This window comes from Bradyrhizobium manausense (assembly GCF_001440035.1).
Classification (GTDB): domain Bacteria; phylum Pseudomonadota; class Alphaproteobacteria; order Rhizobiales; family Xanthobacteraceae; genus Bradyrhizobium; species Bradyrhizobium manausense.
In genome coordinates this window covers 95550-111867 of sequence record NZ_LJYG01000102.1, presented here as the reverse complement: position 1 = coordinate 111867, position 16318 = coordinate 95550, and the positions used below count along the sequence as shown (strand labels likewise).

General features: G+C 64.6%; 10 protein-coding genes and 4 pseudogenes. 7 read left to right on the top strand and 7 right to left on the bottom strand.

The genetic code is table 11. The features are described 5' to 3' along the window. The first annotated feature begins 257 nt into the window (after nt 1-257). The 5 genes from AOQ71_RS26485 to AOQ71_RS26465 all read left to right on the top strand — a co-directional run bounded on the left by AOQ71_RS26485 (nt 258) and on the right by AOQ71_RS26465 (nt 4931). On the top strand, nt 258-920 hold the full coding sequence (locus tag AOQ71_RS26485) for a hypothetical protein (protein WP_057753020.1): 663 nt from the start codon (nt 258-260) through the stop codon (nt 918-920). 76 nt (nt 921-996) lie between these two features. Next, nucleotides 997-1776, top strand: a complete 780-nt coding sequence (locus AOQ71_RS26480; RefSeq protein WP_057753019.1) for an enoyl-CoA hydratase — start codon at nt 997-999, stop codon at nt 1774-1776. Between the two features lie 188 nt (nt 1777-1964). After that, nucleotides 1965-3395, top strand: a complete 1431-nt coding sequence (locus tag AOQ71_RS26475; RefSeq protein ID WP_083514506.1) for a TolC family outer membrane protein — start codon at nt 1965-1967, stop codon at nt 3393-3395. Nucleotides 3396-3419: 24 nt separating this feature from the next. After that, entirely contained in the window at nt 3420-3977 is a 558-nt protein-coding gene (locus tag AOQ71_RS26470) for a P-loop NTPase family protein (protein WP_057753017.1), read from the top strand. A 42-nt stretch (nt 3978-4019) separates the two neighbouring features. Continuing rightward, nucleotides 4020-4931: an amidohydrolase family protein gene (locus AOQ71_RS26465; RefSeq protein WP_057753016.1), complete on the top strand. Its 912-nt coding sequence runs from the start codon at nt 4020-4022 to the stop codon at nt 4929-4931. Between the two features lie 2 nt (nt 4932-4933). Here the strand turns inward: AOQ71_RS26465 and AOQ71_RS26460 are convergent. From AOQ71_RS26460 to AOQ71_RS26450, 4 genes and pseudogenes are all read right to left on the bottom strand, one after another. Next, nucleotides 4934-7626 (bottom strand): annotated as a pseudogene (locus tag AOQ71_RS26460) (efflux RND transporter permease subunit); the annotation flags it as partial. A gap of 1 nt (nt 7627) precedes the next feature. Continuing rightward, nucleotides 7628-8051: efflux RND transporter permease subunit (locus AOQ71_RS48555; protein WP_245317152.1), on the bottom strand; the 424-nt coding region annotated here is incomplete at its 3' end. Nucleotides 8052-8084: 33 nt separating this feature from the next. Further along, nucleotides 8085-9329, bottom strand: a complete 1245-nt coding sequence (locus AOQ71_RS26455) for an efflux RND transporter periplasmic adaptor subunit (protein ID WP_057753015.1) — start codon at nt 9327-9329, stop codon at nt 8085-8087. A 151-nt stretch (nt 9330-9480) separates the two neighbouring features. Further along, on the bottom strand, nt 9481-10875 hold the full coding sequence (locus AOQ71_RS26450; RefSeq protein WP_057753014.1) for a CoA transferase: 1395 nt from the start codon (nt 10873-10875) through the stop codon (nt 9481-9483). Nucleotides 10876-10929: 54 nt separating this feature from the next. On the opposite strand from AOQ71_RS26450, the gene AOQ71_RS26445 reads away from it, so the two are divergent. Both AOQ71_RS26445 and AOQ71_RS26440 read left to right on the top strand, forming a co-directional pair. Next, nucleotides 10930-11217: a hypothetical protein gene (locus AOQ71_RS26445; RefSeq protein WP_057753013.1), complete on the top strand. Its 288-nt coding sequence runs from the start codon at nt 10930-10932 to the stop codon at nt 11215-11217. A gap of 185 nt (nt 11218-11402) precedes the next feature. After that, a complete protein-coding gene (locus tag AOQ71_RS26440; RefSeq protein WP_057753012.1) occupies nt 11403-12173 on the top strand; it encodes an SDR family NAD(P)-dependent oxidoreductase in 771 nt (256 codons plus the stop codon). A 146-nt stretch (nt 12174-12319) separates the two neighbouring features. On the opposite strand, the pseudogene AOQ71_RS26435 reads toward AOQ71_RS26440, so the two are convergent. The 3 pseudogenes from AOQ71_RS26435 to AOQ71_RS48545 all read right to left on the bottom strand — a co-directional run. Continuing rightward, nucleotides 12320-15234: pseudogene (locus AOQ71_RS26435) on the bottom strand (error-prone DNA polymerase); the annotation flags it as partial. Nucleotide 15235: 1 nt separating this feature from the next. Continuing rightward, nucleotides 15236-15713, bottom strand: a pseudogene (locus AOQ71_RS48550) (PHP domain-containing protein); the annotation flags it as partial. A 47-nt stretch (nt 15714-15760) separates the two neighbouring features. Continuing rightward, nucleotides 15761-16318, bottom strand: a pseudogene (locus tag AOQ71_RS48545) (DNA polymerase Y family protein); the annotation flags it as partial.

Below are 16318 nucleotides of genomic sequence, written 5' to 3'. Positions count from 1 at the left end.
CAATTTGTTACATCGCCAACCCTGAAATCACGAAGTCGTGATCAGAGCGCGGCCAGGGAATCCGGTCCCCACCCGGAAAAGACCGGAGGCTCATAACACCGATCGGTCCGTCTCGCATCCGGGAGCGCGGCGGCGGCCGCCAGTTTGCCGCCTTTTTGCCCGCCGTGGCCCGAAGATTCCCATTTTTTGCCCCGCTGTCGTCATGCCCCGGGGTCTCTGTTCGCACCCGGGACGGGCGAATTGGGGAGATCGTCAACATGATGAAAGCCAGCGGGCGCGCCGCATGGATTTTTCTGGCCGGGCTATTTCTGCTGTCCGCAGGCGCGGCACAGGCCGCGCCGAGCTCTGCCGCGAGCGCCAAGCCGGACAGCGCGAGCAAACAGGCCGATGCGGACAAGCAGCGGCACCACGCCTCTCGCCGCCATACCGATAGCAAGACAGCGCAGAAATCCGGCGAGAAGACCGACAAGACCAACAACGCGGACGCAACGCCGCAGGCTGGCGAGGTCAAGGCCGACAATAACGTGCCGGCCTTGAGCCAGATGCCGCCGGAAGTCGCCAACGCCAACGCGCAGCTCGCTGCCGGCGACACGCCGCCTGCGGCTGCAGCCTCGGCGATGACCGGCCGCGCCAACGACAATGTTCAGGCCGCAGCCGATAACAACGCAGCGCCCGCCGCCGAGAACCAGGTCGTGCCGCCCGACCAGCCCAACGACCTCGACCGCGCCCTGCAACAGGACAACCCGTCTGCGCAGAAAGCGGTGATCGCCGCGACCGACGCGCAGCCGCGCCCAGCACCGGTCATGGCGAGCAGCCAGCCGAGCTCGGCCTGGGACCAGAGCTCCCTGATCGGCAAAATATTCATTGGTGTTGGCACGCTGCTGACATTGGCCTCGGCCGCGCGCATGTTCATGGCCTGATTGGCGCGTTCCGGCCCCTTGAAGGCATCCGCGCCAGCGGGCACATTGCCCGCTCCAGCAAAAGCGTGGGTGGAGCATGAGCACGTTCGAACACATCATCGTCGAAAGCAAAGGCGCAGTCGGCATCATCAAGCTGAACCGGCCGAAGATGCTCAACGCGCTCTCCTTCGGCGTCTTCCGCGAGATCGCCGCAGCCGTCGACGATCTCGAAGCCGATGACGCCATCGGCTGCATCGTCGTGACCGGCAGCGAGAAGGCCTTTGCCGCCGGCGCCGACATCAAGGAGATGCAGCCGAAGGGCTTCATCGACATGTTCTCCGAGGACTTCGCCGCGATCGGCGGCGATCGCATCGCGCGCTGCCGCAAGCCGACCATTGCCGCTGTCGCAGGTTATGCGCTGGGCGGCGGCTGCGAGCTTGCGATGATGTGCGATTTCATTATCGCCGCCGACACCGCCAGGTTCGGCCAGCCCGAGATCACGCTCGGCACGATCCCCGGCATCGGCGGCACGCAGCGCCTCACCCGTGCGATCGGCAAGTCCAAGGCCATGGATCTCTGCCTCACCGGCCGCATGATGGATGCGGCTGAGGCCGAGCGCAGCGGCCTCGTCAGCCGCATTGTGCCCGCCGACAAGCTGATGGACGAGGCGATTGCGGCGGCGGAGAAGATCGCGTCGATGTCGCGCCCTGCCGTTGCGATGGCCAAGGAAGCGGTCAACCGCGCCTTCGAGACCACGCTCGCCGAAGGCATGAGCGTCGAGCGCAATCTGTTCCACTCGACCTTCGCGCTCGAAGACCGCTCCGAAGGCATGGCGGCGTTCATCGAGAAGCGCAAGCCGGTGAACAAGAACCGGTGAACCTGGCCGACGGTAAGGCTGGTGTAAGATTACATCCCCTTTTCCGCAATCCCTGTGACGCACCTGCAACAAGCACGGATTTCGTGGGGGTTTCCCCCGCGGCAGTTTGCCTGCGAGACCCGCGCTGGGTAAACAGTTAAGAGAGCCGCCGTCGGCGGGGGCGGACAGCCGGGGTTTTGCGGGATTACATGATTGGGCGTGCCGCCAGGGCTGGCCGCGTGATGACGCGGCAACGATCGGGCGTGGGTCCTGTCCTGGCGGCGTGGGCCACGCTCGGGCTGTGTTATGCCCTGCCCGCCGCGGCCTCTGCGGAGGCGCTGCCGGAGGCGCTGGTCAAGGCCTACCAGACCAATCCACAGCTCAATGCCGAGCGCGCAAGGCAACGCGCCACCGACGAGAACGTGCCGCAGGCACTGGCCGGCTATCGACCGCAGATCGTGGCCAGCCTCAGCGCGGGCCTGCAAGCGGTGCGCAACCTGCTTCCTGACAACACCATCCAGACCGCGACGCTGAAACCCTGGACCATCGGGGTCACGGTGTCGCAGACCCTGTTCAACGGCTTCCGCACCGCCAACAGCGTGCGGGTGGCGGAACTCCAGGTGCAATCGGGCCGCGAGGCGCTGCGCAATGTCGGCCAGGGCGTGCTGCTTGACGCGGTCACTGCCTACACCAACGTCCTGGCGAACCAGTCGCTGGTGGAGGCGCAGCGCTCGAACGTCGCCTTCCTGCGCGAGACGCTCTCCATCACCCAGCGCCGCCTCAACGCCGGCGACGTCACGCCGACCGACACCGCCCAGGCCGAGGCGCGTCTCAATCGCGGCCTTGCCGATCTCAATGCCGCCGAGGTTGCGCTCGCGGTGAGCCAGGCGACTTATGCGCAGGTGATCGGCAATGCGCCCTCCGCGCTTCGTCCCGCCGAGGTGGTCGATCGCTATTTGCCGAAAACCCGCGAGGATTCGATCGCGATGGCGATCCACGAGCACCCGGCCGTCATGGCCGCAAGCTTCGACGTCGACGTCGCCTCGACCAATATCCGCCTCGCCGAAGGCGCGCTGCTGCCGAGCGCCACCCTCCAGGGCAGCGTCAGCCGCAGCCGCGACAGCGACCAGACGCTCGGCACCTTCGGCACGGATCAGGCCTCGATCGTCGCCAACGTCACTGCGCCGATCTATGACGGCGGCCAGGCGGCCTCGCAGACGAGACAGGCCAAGGAAGTCACGGCGCAGAGCCGGCTGGTGCTCGACCAGGTCCGCAATCAGGCCCGTACGGCCGCGGTCAGCGCCTGGGTCGCCAATGAAGGCGCCAAGATCGCGGTCTCGGCCTCGGAGTCGGAGGTGAAGGCGGCAACCGTCGCGCTCCAGGGCGTGCAGCGCGAGGCCGCCGGCGGACAGCGCACGACGGTCGATGTGCTGAACTCGCAGGCCGATTTGATCCAGGCGAGAGCCCGGCTGATCGGCGCGCTGCGCGACCGCGTCATCGCCTCCTACACCCTGCTCAGCGCCGTCGGCCATCTCGACGTCAAGACGCTGAGCCTGAACACGCCGGACTATCTGCCCGAGGTGCACTACCACCAGGTCCGCGACGCCTGGCAAGGACTGCGCACGCCGTCGGGGCAGTAATCTCAATCCTTCGGGTCGACACCCATGCAGAGCCGCCGCATCCATCTGATGGGAGCTTCGGGCTCCGGCGTGACGACGCTTGGCCGCGCGCTGGCGGGCCGGCTGGCGCTGCCGCATCACGACAGCGACGATTATTTCTGGCTGCCGACGGTGCCGCCCTACCGGACGACTCGCCCTGCCGCAGACCGGCTGCGCCTGATGCGCGAGATGTTCGTGCCGCGTCTCGATTGGGTGCTGAGCGGATCCGTCACCGGATGGGGCGACGGCCTCGTGCCGTTGTTCGATCTCGTGGTCTATGTGACCACACCGCGCGAGCTTCGCTTGCAGCGCCTGCGTGCCCGGGAAGCTGCGCATTTCGGCACTGAAGCCGTCGCGCAGGGCCGCTGGCGTCATGAGGAGACGGAGTCGTTCGTCGAGTGGGCCTCGCATTACGAAGCCGGTGATCGCGAGGGCCGCAGTCTCGCAAAACATGAGGCCTGGCTCGCGCGCCTGCCCTGCCCGATCGTCCGCGTCGACGGTTCGCGGCCCGTTGCGGAGCTGGTCGAGCAGCTATGCAGCCAGGTGGCGGAACTGCCCGGTTGATGTGATATCGTCCGGCGCTTCTATCGCGACGCCGGAGCAGCCATGACCGACAAGATCTACGCGCGAGCCGCGCAACCCGCGACGCCGATCAATTTCGACGTGCCGGCACATGCCTGCGATTGCCACACCCACATCCATGGCGACGTCGAAAAGTTTCCGTTCTTCGCGGGGCGCGTCTATACGCCGGGACCTGCGAGCCCGGAAGAGATGGCGGCGCTGCACCAGGCGCTGCGCATCGAGCGCGTGGTGATCGTCACGCCGAGCGTCTACGGCCCCGACAATTCCTCCAGCCTGTTCGGGATGAAGGCGCGCGGCGCCACCGCGCGCGGCGTGGCCGTGATCGACGACAACACCACTGAAGCTCAACTGGACGCGATGCATGCGGACGGTTTTCGCGGCATCCGCATCAACCTCGCAACCGATGGCGTCAACAATCCCGATGTGGGCCGTGCTCGCTTCACGGCTGCCGCCGAGCGCATGACGGCACGCGGCTGGCATGTGCAGCTCTACACCACGCTGGCGATGATCTCTGCCATCAAGGATCTCGTGCTGGCCTCGCCGGTGCCTGCGGTTTTCGACCATTTCGGTGGGCTCGAGGCCTCGCTCGGGTTGGAGCAGCCCGGCTTTGCCCACCTCGTCGCACTGGTCAAGTCAGGCAAAGCCTACGTGAAAATCTCGGGCGCCTATCGCTCGTCGAACCTGGCGCCCGATTATCAGGACATCGCGCCGTATGCGCGCGCGCTGATCGCTGCGAACCCGGATCGCATCGTCTGGGGCACCGACTGGCCGCACCCGGATTCGGCGCAACTGGCGGGGCGCAAGGCCACCGACGTCGCACCGTTCCACCAGATCGACGACGGCCGGCTACTCAACCAGCTTCCAGTGTGGGCACCGGATGCGGAGGTTCGCAGGAAGATCCTGGTCGACAATCCCGCGCGGCTTTACGGCTTTTGACATCAGCGCGACCGGCGCGAGAAGAACGAGATCAGCACCGGCAGCGTCACCAGGATCACGACGGGCGCCAGCATCATGCCGGTGACGACCACGACCGCGAGCGGCTTCTGCACCTGCGAGCCGATGCCTTCGGACAACGCGGCCGGGAGCAGGCCGACGCCGGCAACGACGCATGTCATCAGCACCGGCCGAAGCTGCAATTCGCCGGTGCGGACCACCGCGCTCATGCGGTCCATGCCCTCTTCGATCAGCTGGTTGAACTGCGAGAGGATGATGATGCCGTCCATCACGGCGATGCCGAACAGCGCGATGAAGCCGATCGCCGCCGAGACGCTGAAGGCGGTGCCGGAGATGAACAGCCCCAGCACGCCACCGAAGATCGCCATCGGGATCACGCTCATGGCGAGCAAGGTGTCGGTCATCGAGCCGAAATTGAACCAGAGCAGGATGCCGATCAGCGCCAGCGAGATCGGCACCACGACCGACAGGCGCCGGATCGCGTCCTGGAGATTGCCGAACTCGCCAACCCATTCCATGTGCGAACCGGGCGGCAATTGCACCTGGTCGGCGATCTTCTGCTGCGCTTCGCGGATGGCGCTGCCGAGGTCGCGCTCACGCACCGAGAACTTGATCGGCAGATAGCGCTCCTGCTGCTCGCGATAGATGTAGGCTGCGCCCGAGACGAGGCTGATATTGGCGACCTCGCTCAGTGGAATCTGGGTGATGGAGCCGTTCGGTCCGGGCGCGCCGATCCTGATATTCTGGATCGCCTCGGCGCTGCGGCGGTACTCCGGCGCAAGGCGAACGATGATCGGGAAGTGGCGATCGCTGCCCGGCTCGTAGAGATCGCCCGCGGTGTCGCCGCCGATCGCGACCTTGATGGTGGCATTGATGTCGCCGGGCGCCAGGCCATAGCGCGCGGCCTTGGCGCGGTCGATGTCGATCTGCACGGTCGGCTGCCCCAGCGAGGTGAAGACGGCGAGGTCGGTGACACCTTGCACCGTCGACAGCACCTGTTTGATCTTGTTGGCGGTATCGGTCAGCGCCTGGAGATCGTTGCCGAACAGCTTGATCGAGTTCTCGCCCTTCACGCCGGAGACGGCTTCGGAGACGTTGTCCTGGAGATATTGCGAGAAGTTGAACTCGACGCCGGGGAAGCGATCGTCGAGCTGCTTGAGCAGCTCCGCGGTCAGCTCCTCCTTGTCATGCGTGCCGGGCCATTGGCTCGCGGGCTTCAGCGGCGCGAAGAACTCGGCGTTGAAGAAACCGGCGGCGTCGGTACCGTCGTCGGGACGGCCGTGCTGCGACACCACGGATTCGACCTCGGGCCGGGCGCGGATCAGCTTGCGCATCTCGTTGACGTAGGTGTTGCCTTCCTGCAGCGAGATGGTCGGAGGCAGCGTGGCGCGGATCCAGAGATTGCCCTCTTCGAGCTTGGGCAGGAATTCGAGGCCGAGCAACCGGCCGAAGATGACCGTCATCACGACGAGGCCGACCGCGCCGCCGAGGACGATGGCGCGGTTGGCGACGGCCCAGTTCAGCACCGGCATGTAGAGCCGGTGCAGGACCTGCATCACACGCGTCTCGGTCTCCTCGACATGGGCGGGCAGAATGATCGCGGACAGCGCGGGCGTGACGGTGAAGGTCGCCAGCAGGCCGCCGGCGAGCGCGTAGGCATAGGTGCGCGCCATGGGTCCGAAGATGTTGCCCTCGACGCCCGACAGCGTGAACAGCGGCAGGAAGGCCGCGATGATGATGGCGGCGGCAAAGAAGATCGATCGCGAGACGTCGGCGGCGGCGCTGAGGATGGCATGGCTCTTCATGCCGAACAGCGTCTCTGGCGACATCTGCTCGGATTCCGACGGTGGCGTGGTCTGTGTCAGGCGGCGGAAGATCGCCTCCACCATGATGACGGTGGCATCCACGATCAGGCCGAAATCGATGGCGCCGACCGAGAGCAGGTTGGCCGATTCTCCGCGCAGCACCAGGATGATCACGGCGAAGAACAGCGCGAACGGTATCGTGGCGCCGACGATCAGCGCGCTTCTGAGGTCGCCGAGGAAGATCCACTGCAGCAGCACGATCAGCAGGATGCCCACCACCATGTTGTGCAGCACGGTGTGCGTGGTGAGGTCGATCAGGTCCTTGCGGTCGTAGATGCGCTCGATGCGCACGCCCGGCGGCAGGATGGTCGAACCGTTGATCTGATTGACGAGCTGCTCGACGCGGTTGATGGTCGGCGTGCTCTGCTCGCCGCGCCGCATCAGCACGATGCCCTGCACGATGTCGTCGGAATCGTCGAGGCCGGCGATGCCGAGCCGCGGCTTCTGGCCGACGGTGACGGTGGCGACGTCCTTCACCAGCACCGGATTGCCGTTGGTCTGGGCCACCATAGTGTTGGCGAGATCGTCGATCGACTTGATCAGGCCGACACCGCGCACCACGGCCGATTGCTGGCCGATATTGACGGTGTTGCCGCCGACATTGACGTTGGAGTTGCTGACCGCCTGGAGCAGCTGCGGCAGCGTCAGGCCATTGGCGACCAGCTTGTTGTTGTCGACCTCGAGCTCATAGGTCTTGCTCTTGCCGCCCCAGCCGGTGACGTCGATCACGCCGGGCACGGCGCGGAAGCGGCGCTGCAGGATCCAGTCCTGGATGGTCTTGAGGTCGAGCACGCTGTAGTTCGGCGGGCCGANCCAGCCGATAGCGGAAGATTTCGCCGATCGGACTCAGCGGCGAGATCTGCGGCTGCACGTTGCCCGGCAGCGGCGCCAGCTGCGCCAGGCGATTCAAGACCTGTTGCAGCGCCTCTTCATAAGTGTACGCGAAGGAGAACTGCAGTTTGATGTCGGAGAGGCCGTACAGCGAGATGGTGCGGATCGTCGTCAGGTTCTTCAGGCCCGCGACCTGGGTCTCGATCGGGATCGTGATATAGCGCTCGATCTCTTCCGCCGACAGGCCGGGGCTCTGGGTGACGATGTCGACCATCGGCGGGGTCGGATCGGGATAAGCCTCGATGTTGAGCTGGTTGAACGCAATCAGGCCGCCGATGAGCACGGCGACGAACATGCCGACCATCAGGAAGCGCCGGTTGACGGCAAGGGCGACGAGACGGTCCATTCAGGTTTTTCGCAGTTTCGTGGGGCTCGCCGATCAGCTACCGGACGCCGCGCGGTCGATGAACAGGCTGCCTTTGACGATGATCTGTTCGCCGGGCTTCAGGTTGCTGGTGACCTCGACGAGGTTGCCATTGATGAGGCCGACTTTGATCTGGCGGAGCTCGACCGACTTGTCTTCACGCGCGACCCAGATGCGGACCTGGTCGCCTTCATAGATCAGCGCCTGCTTCGGCACCGCCGGCGCCGCGCGGTCGCCGGCCGAATAGATCGTGACATTGGCGAACATTTCGGGCTTGAGCAGGCCGTCCTTGTTGTCGATGGTGGCGCGCACCAGCAGACGGCGCGTGTTGGGGTCGATCGCGGCGGCGACATAGTTGATCTTGGCGGTCAAGGCGCGGCCCGGCAGCGCCATCACGTTGACGGAGATGTCCTGTCCGACGCTGACTTGAGCTGCATCGCTCTCGCGCACGAAGGCGGTGAGCCAGACCGTGGAGAGATCGCCGATCACGAAGACCGGATCGCTGGCGCCGGCGCTGACATATTGCCCGGGGCCGATCTTGCGCTGCACGACCGTGCCCGAGAGCGGCGCATAGATCGTGATCTCAGGGTTGATGGTGCCCTTGTTCTGGAACGTCTTGATCGTCTCGTCGGTGAAGCCGAGGATGCGCAGCTTGTTGGTCGCAGCTTCCAGCGCCGTCACTGCGGAGCGCATGTCGTTCTGCGCCTGGACCTGGGTCGCTTCCGCCTGCTGATAATCCTTGAGCGGAATGGCGCGGCCCTCGTAGAGATCCTTGGCGCGCTTGTACTGGATGTCGGCAAGCTCCAGCGCAGACCTTGCCTTGTTCTGCGACGTCATCGCCGCGATGAAATCGTTCTGGGCCTGCACGGTATCGGCGGCCTCGATCGTGAACAGCGGTTGCCCCTGGGTCACGCTCTCGCCCGGCTTGGCAAGCAGCTTGGTCACCCGGCCTGCATAGGGCGAGAACACCGGCGTCGAGCGGTCTTCGTCGACCGCGACCTTGCCCTCGGTGACGTACTCGGCACGGAAGGTTTTGGCGTTGACCGGCTCGATCGTCAGCGTCGCCCATTCGGACGGTGTCGGCGTGAAATTCTGCGCGTTCTTGCGCGACTGGCTGGAGACTTCAGAGTGCTTCTTGTCCTTGGCGCCGGCAAACAGGAAGCCGTAGGCGCCAGCCCCGGCAAGCGCCAGTAAAACTACGGATGTGATCACCCGTGGTTTTGTAAGCACCTGCAATCGCTTGGTCTTTTCAGCTACCATGGAGCCCGGTCATGTCTGCGACGATCTCGGCAGACGACTGCCTCATCGGTCGCGCTAATAGTGCCGATATGGGATTTCAAACAACCTAAAAAACGCTGGCCGTCCTTCGGTTTGCGTTAAAAAATTGCAACACGTCAGCTTCACGTCAGCTTCAGCACGGCCATTGCTGCGAATGGCTGCCGAGCGGCATCGCCGCACGGCTCCAATGCGCCGGCGTCCGCGACAGCACGGCCGAGTGGCGCACCGCCTGCAATGTGCCGAAGCCAGATGACACCTTTTCCATGAACGCTGCATGTACGGCCTCGCCCGTAAGATCCGGGGTATTGAGACCGCTTTCGAGCCGGCCGAGATTCCAGAGCCAGCGACCGGTCTGTGCCAGCGACACGCGCACATGCCAGCTGCCGCCGTCACGGGCCTGGCGCGCCTTCGCCATCATTGCTCCGAACGCCATCAGATAGCCGGTGGCGTGGTCGAGCATCTGGGCCGGCAATTCCTTCGGACCGTCGACGCCCGCGGCCTTGCCTTCCGCATGGTTGAAGCCGGTCGTGGTCTGCACCAGCGAATCGAAGCCGCGTCGTCCGTCCCAAGGGCCGGCATGGCCGTAAGCCGATAGCGTGACGTAGACGATACCAGGGTTGATCTCCGCGGCCGCTTCCGGCGAGAAGCCGAGGCTGGCGAGCGCGCGCGGGCGATAGCCTTGCGAGAAGATGTCGGCGTCTTTGAGCAATTGGCGCAGCTGCGCCCGGCCCGCCTCGCTCTTCAGCTCGATGAAGGTGGTGAGCTTGCCGCGGCCGGTGTCGATGGTGAGCCAGGGAATCGCCGGCAGCTCCGGCCCCGACACCAAGAGCACATCCGCTCCGTGTGCCGCGAGCGTGCGGCCGGCGACGGGACCTGCGATGACGCGGGAGAGATCGAGCACGCGCAGACCCGCGAGCGGGCGATCACCTTTCGGCCATTGCTTCGGCCGGGCATCGCCGATCTTCTCGATCGAGATCAGCGGCAATTGCGCAAGTGCGCGCGCCTGCGGCAGCGCCGACCATTCGTCGTAAGAGCGCATCAGCGCGACGACGCCGCCAGCGGCATAGACTGCGGTCTCAAAGTCCTCGCCTTTCCATTGCAGCAGCGCGGCCTGCACCTTGTCACGCTCGGGGGTACAGCCAAGCACCTTGCAAACGGCGTCGCGGTGATGCGGAAAATTGGTGTGGCAGCGGACGAAGCTGTTGTCGCCGGTCCTGTAGACGCCGGCGATGGCGTCCCAGGCCGGCGGAGGCGGTTTGTCGTCGAGCCGCAGATAACGCTCGGAGCGGCATTCGACGACGGCATGGCGCATGTCGACGCCGACCTCCTGCACCTCGCCGCTGCGCAGCCGCCAGATCTCGGCGGCGGCAAGACCGGCGGCCGCGATTGTCGTTTGGCCGGCGACAGCGACACGGAACGAGGACGGAATCTGCGGCTCCTCGCCGGTCAGATGCACGTGTTCGAGCGCGGCAGCATCTCCGCCGGCGGAAGTCCAGATGTCTTTGAGAATGTCGGCGGGGCTTTGCATGGCCGCTTCTCTCCCGTAATTTTTATCACCACCCATTAGCACAAAGGGAATGCAATGGCCGCCATCGATCCCCTCACCGCGGGCGCCGTGTTCGTCGCAACGGCGGCCACCGACGCGGTCTATGTGATGTTTACCTCAGCCGTCGTCGCCCGCAAGCGCGTGCCGGCCGCGAGTTGGAGCGCGATCTGGTACCTGCTCTCCTCCTATGCCGTGATCAGCTACACCGAAAACGCCGTCTATGTGGCCTTCGCTGCGATCGGTTCCTGGGTCGGCGCCTTTGCGTCGCTGACCTTCCTGCACCGTCCGCCCGGCGGCCCACCGGTGGGGGCCGCGCCGGAGTGAGGGGGCCCGTCTCTCTCCACGGCGTCATTGCGAGGAGCTCGCGACAAAATTGCGAAGCAATCCAGGGTGTTTCCGCGGATGCATTTCTGGATTGCTTCGCTGCGCTCGCAATGACGATGTGGAGGCTTCTGGGCGTCTCTCGAAACGGTTACACTCTCTGCGACCTACAAAAAGGAAACCAACCAATGGATCTCGGTCTCAAGGGAAAAAAAGCCATCGTGCTCGGCGGCACGCGTGGCATCGGGCGGGCGATTGCGGCAACGCTGGCCGGTGAAGGCAGCAATGTCGCGGTGTGCGCGCGCAATGCTGAGCAGGTTGCGGCCACCGTTACTGAATTGAAGGCGAGCGGCATCACCGCCATCGGCGGCACGGTTGACGTCACCGATGGCGCCGCGCTGAAGGCGTGGATCGAGGGCGCGGCAAAAGAGCTTGGCGGTATCGACCTGCTGTTCGCCAATGCGGGTGCGATGGCGCAAGGCCATGATCCCGCATCATGGGAGCAGAATTTCCGGCTCGACGTGCTCGGCGCCGTGCATGCATTCGACGCGGCACGGCCGTTCCTCGAGGCCAGCGGCGAGAAGAGCGGTGATGCCGCCTTCGTCATCATCTCCTCGATCTCGGCGGCGCAGGCCGATCTCGCCAGCTCCTACGGTCCGATCAAGGCGGCGCTGATCCACATGGCGAAAGGTCTGGCGCGGCAATACGCCAAGAAGAAGATCCGCGTGAATGTCGTCTCGCCCGGCACGGTCTATTTCAAGGGGGGCGTCTGGGAGATGATCGAGAAGAACATGCCCGAGCGTTACAACGACGCGATGAAGCGCAACCCGACCGGGCGCATGGCGACGCCGCAGGAGATCGCGAACGCAGCGGTGTTTCTGGCAAGCCCGGTATCGGGATTCACGACGGGGTCGAACCTCGTCGTGGATGGCGCGATCTCGAACCGGGTGAATTTTTAGGGAAGCGCGGCATCAAACAACTTGTAGGGTGGGCAAAGCGAAGCGTGCCCACCACTTCCCGCAAAAACGAAGAATGGTGGGCACGGCGCTTACGCGCCTTTGCCCACCCTACGGCAGCTGAGCGTGAGGCAGCACCGCGCCCCACCTCAATGGAAATCCCGCGACGGCGGCAGGATGCGGACGTTACGGGGGTGGCGGATTTTTTGCGCCGGCATATCGGCGTGGTCGCGCCGGTCGTCGTTGAGCGGCTCGACCACAGTCACGCCTGATGGCACCGGATGCTTGCGGCTCAGCGCATCGTTGGCGAGGCCGACCAGATCGTGCGAGCGGTCGATCATGCGCTGCGCGATCAGATGCGTCACCTTTTCGGGGCTGCTCTGGATGTAGCCCTGAACCTCGATGAGGCGCGCGCCCATCACCTCCTTGCGATACTGCTCCATGACCTTGGGCCAGACCACGACATTGGCGATGCCGGTTTCGTCCTCCAGCGTCATGAACACGACGCCGCTGGCGCTGCCCGGCCGCTGCCGCACCAGCACCACACCGGCACAGCGAACGCGCCGCCGTTCGTTCTCGTGGCTGATCTCCTTGCAGGCGACAATGCGCTCGCGCGAAAACATCTCGCGCAGGAATTCCATCGGGTGGCCTTTGAGTGACAGCCGGATGGTCTGATAGTCGGCAACGACCTGTTCGGGACGCGGCATCACGGGGAGCGGTTTTGCGTGCTCGTCCGGCTGCTCGCGCGCGGTGGCTGCTTCGAACAGCGGCAGCGCCACGTCGTCAGGCAGGCGTCGCACCTGCCACAGCGCCTCGCGGCGGTCGAGCCCGAGCGAGCGGAACGCGTCGGCATCGGCGAGCAGGATCAGTGCGCGCTTGGGCAGACCCGTGTCGCGGGCAAAGTCTTCGAGCGAGGTGAAGGGACGGCGGTTGCGCGCCTTGATGATGCGGTCGGCCCAGTCTTCTTTTTTGTCATTCCGGGGCGACGCGCCAGCGTCGAACTCTGGTGCGCACTTTCGCACCTGGGAATCTCGAGATTCCGGGTTCACGCTTCGCGTGCCCCGGAATGACAGCTGCAAGCGTTTCAGCCTCTCTTCATCCTCATCCAGCCAATGAAAGCCGTCGATCTGGCGAAAGCCGAGACGCACCGCGCAATATCTGCCGTCAGTATTCTCCAGCGTGTTCTGCGCAAAGCTGTAGGACACATCGATCTCACGGACCTCGACGCCGTTCTTGCGGGCATCGCCGACGATCTGCGCAGGCGCGTAAAAGCCCATCGGCTGCGAGTTCAACAGGCCGCAGCAGAATGCGTCGGGATGATGATATTTCAGCCACGAGGAGATGTAGACGAGCTGCGCAAAGCTCGCGGCATGGCTCTCCGGAAAACCGTAGGAGCCAAAACCCTTGATCTGGTCAAAGCAGCTTCTGGCGAAGTTGACATCATAGCCGCGCGCGACCATGTTGCCGATCAGCTTCTCCTCGTACTGGCCGATGGTGCCGACATTGCGGAAAGTCGCCATCGAGCGGCGCAGGCCATTGGCTTCTTCGGGGGTGAATTTCGCCGCCTCGATCGCGATGCGCATCGCCTGTTCCTGGAACAGGGGCACGCCCTTGGTCTTGTGCAGCACCTTGTAGAGCTCGTCCGCGGGACCATGCTCGGGTGATGGCGAGGGATAAGTCACCTTCTCCAGATTGTTCCGACGCCGCAAATAGGGATGCACCATGTCGCCCTGGATCGGCCCCGGGCGCACGATCGCGACTTCGATGACGAGATCGTAGAAGGTCCGCGGCTTCAGGCGCGGCAGCATGTTCATCTGGGCGCGGCTCTCGACCTGGAACACGCCGAGCGACTCGCCGGCACACAGCATGTCGTAAACCTTGGGGTCATCCTGCGGAACGGTCGCAAGAACCCAACGCTTGCCCTTGTGCTGGTCGATCAGATCGAAACATTTCCGGATGCAGGTCAGCATGCCCAGCGCCAGCACGTCGACCTTCATCATATTGAGTGCATCGACGTCGTCCTTGTCCCATTCGATGAAGGTGCGATCGTCCATCGCCGCATTGCCGATCGGCACATAGGTGTCGAGCCGGTCCTGGGTCAGCACATAGCCGCCGACATGCTGGGACAGATGGCGCGGGAATTCGATCAGCTCGGTCGCAAGCTCGACCGCAAGGTTGATCATGGGATTTTGCGGATCGAGCCCGGCCTGCCGGACCTGCATGTCGTTGAGGCCCTTGCCCCAGCTGCCCCAGACGGTGTCGGCGAGCGCAGCGGTAACGTCCTCGGTCAGGCCGAGCGCCTTGCCGACGTCGCGGATGGCGCTGCGCGGGCGGTAGTGGATGACGGTGGCGATGATCGCGGCGCGGTGGCGGCCATAGCGGCGATAGACATATTGCATCACCTCCTCACGCCGCGAATGCTCGAAATCGACGTCGATATCGGGCGGCTCCAGCCGCTCCTTGGAGATGAAACGCTCGAACAACAGATCGACCTTGGTCGGATCGACCGAGGTAATGCCGAGCACGTAGCAGACGGCCGAATTCGCCGCCGATCCCCGCCCCTGGCACAGAATGTTCTGGCTGCGCGCGTAATGGACGATGTCGTGCACGGTGAGGAAGTAATGCGCGTATTTCAGCTCTGATATCAGCGCGAGCTCTTTCTTGAGCGTTGCACGCAGCTTGTCGTCGATCTTGCCGCCAAAATATTTGTCGACGCCTGCCCAGGTCAGATCCTCCAGATGTCCCTGCGCGGTCTTGCCCGGCGGCACCGGCTCATCAGGGTATTGGTATCTGAGCTGGTCGAGCGAGAACTCGATCCTGTCCGCAAAACGCATGGTCTCCGAGATCGCCTCTGGGACATCACGGAACAGCCGCGCCATTTCGCGGGGCGTCTTCAGAAAGCGCTCGGCATTGGCTTCCAGCTTGCGTCCGACCGCCTCGATCGTGGTCTTTTCCCGGATACAGGTGAGCACGTCCTGGAGCGGACGGCGGCCGGGATCGTGATAAAGCACCTCGTTGGTCGCGAGCAGCGGCACTTTTGCTTTGGCGGCGAGATCGTCGAGCCNGGCGGCGGCGATCGTCGCCGCGATAGATCAGGCTCGCCGCCAGCCACACGCCCTCGGCGCGGCTTGCTTTCAGCTTTGCAAGCACATCCAGCGCTTGCTCATCATCGAACCGGTGCGACAACGTCAGGATCAGGAGCTGGCCTTCCGCAAACTCCAAGAGATCAGCGAAGCCGAGATGGCACTCGCCCTTCTCGATCCGGGTGATGTCGTCGCCGCGCTTGCCACGGGTCAGGAGCTGGCAGAGCCGGCCATAGGCGGCGCGATCGCGCGGATAGACGAAAATGTCGGGTGTGCCGTCGATGAAGACGATGCGCGCACCGATCAGCAGCTTTGGCTTGTGCAGCACCTTGTCATTGCCGAGCTCGTTCCAGGCCCGCACCACGCCGGCGAGCGTGTTGTGGTCGGCAATGCCGATCGCGGGGATGCCGAGCTTGCTGGCCTGATGCACATAGGCGCGCGGATCCGATCCGCCGCGCAGGAAGGAGAAATTGGTGGTGATGCCGATCTCGGCATAGGCAGGAATGTTCATGCGAAGAGACCGTGCACATACCAGCGAGGCGGAGCGGGCTCGCCGTCGGCGTCGAACACCTCCCCTTCATAAAGACCGTCGCGAAAAATCCAGAAGCGCAGGCCTTCGGCATCCTCGATGCGGAAATAGTCCCGGGTCAGCTGCTTGCCGTCCTGCCGCCACCATTCCATCGCGATGCGTTCGGGTCCTTCCACCCGCACCACCGCATGTTTCGCGCGCCGCCAGGTGAATTGATGCGGCGGCCCGTCAGGCACGGTCGCGAACGGCACGGTGACAGGCTCGGGCTTGTCGAACAGCCTGAGGGGTCGCAGCGGCGGCTCGCCCTCGGCACGATCTGGCCATTCGGCCTGCATGGCGGCAGCGAGATGATGCTGGGCTGGCGCGGCCAGCACCGCCTGCTCGGGGATATGGGTATCCTGCGGCAGATGCACGACGACGCGCTTTCCGCCGATCCGCGCGGCAATGCGGTCGATCAAAGCGGCGAGCTCGTCATTGTCATGGACATGGGCATCGAGATCGCGCTGCTCCTGCACCACGATCTCGGTGCGGCTCGC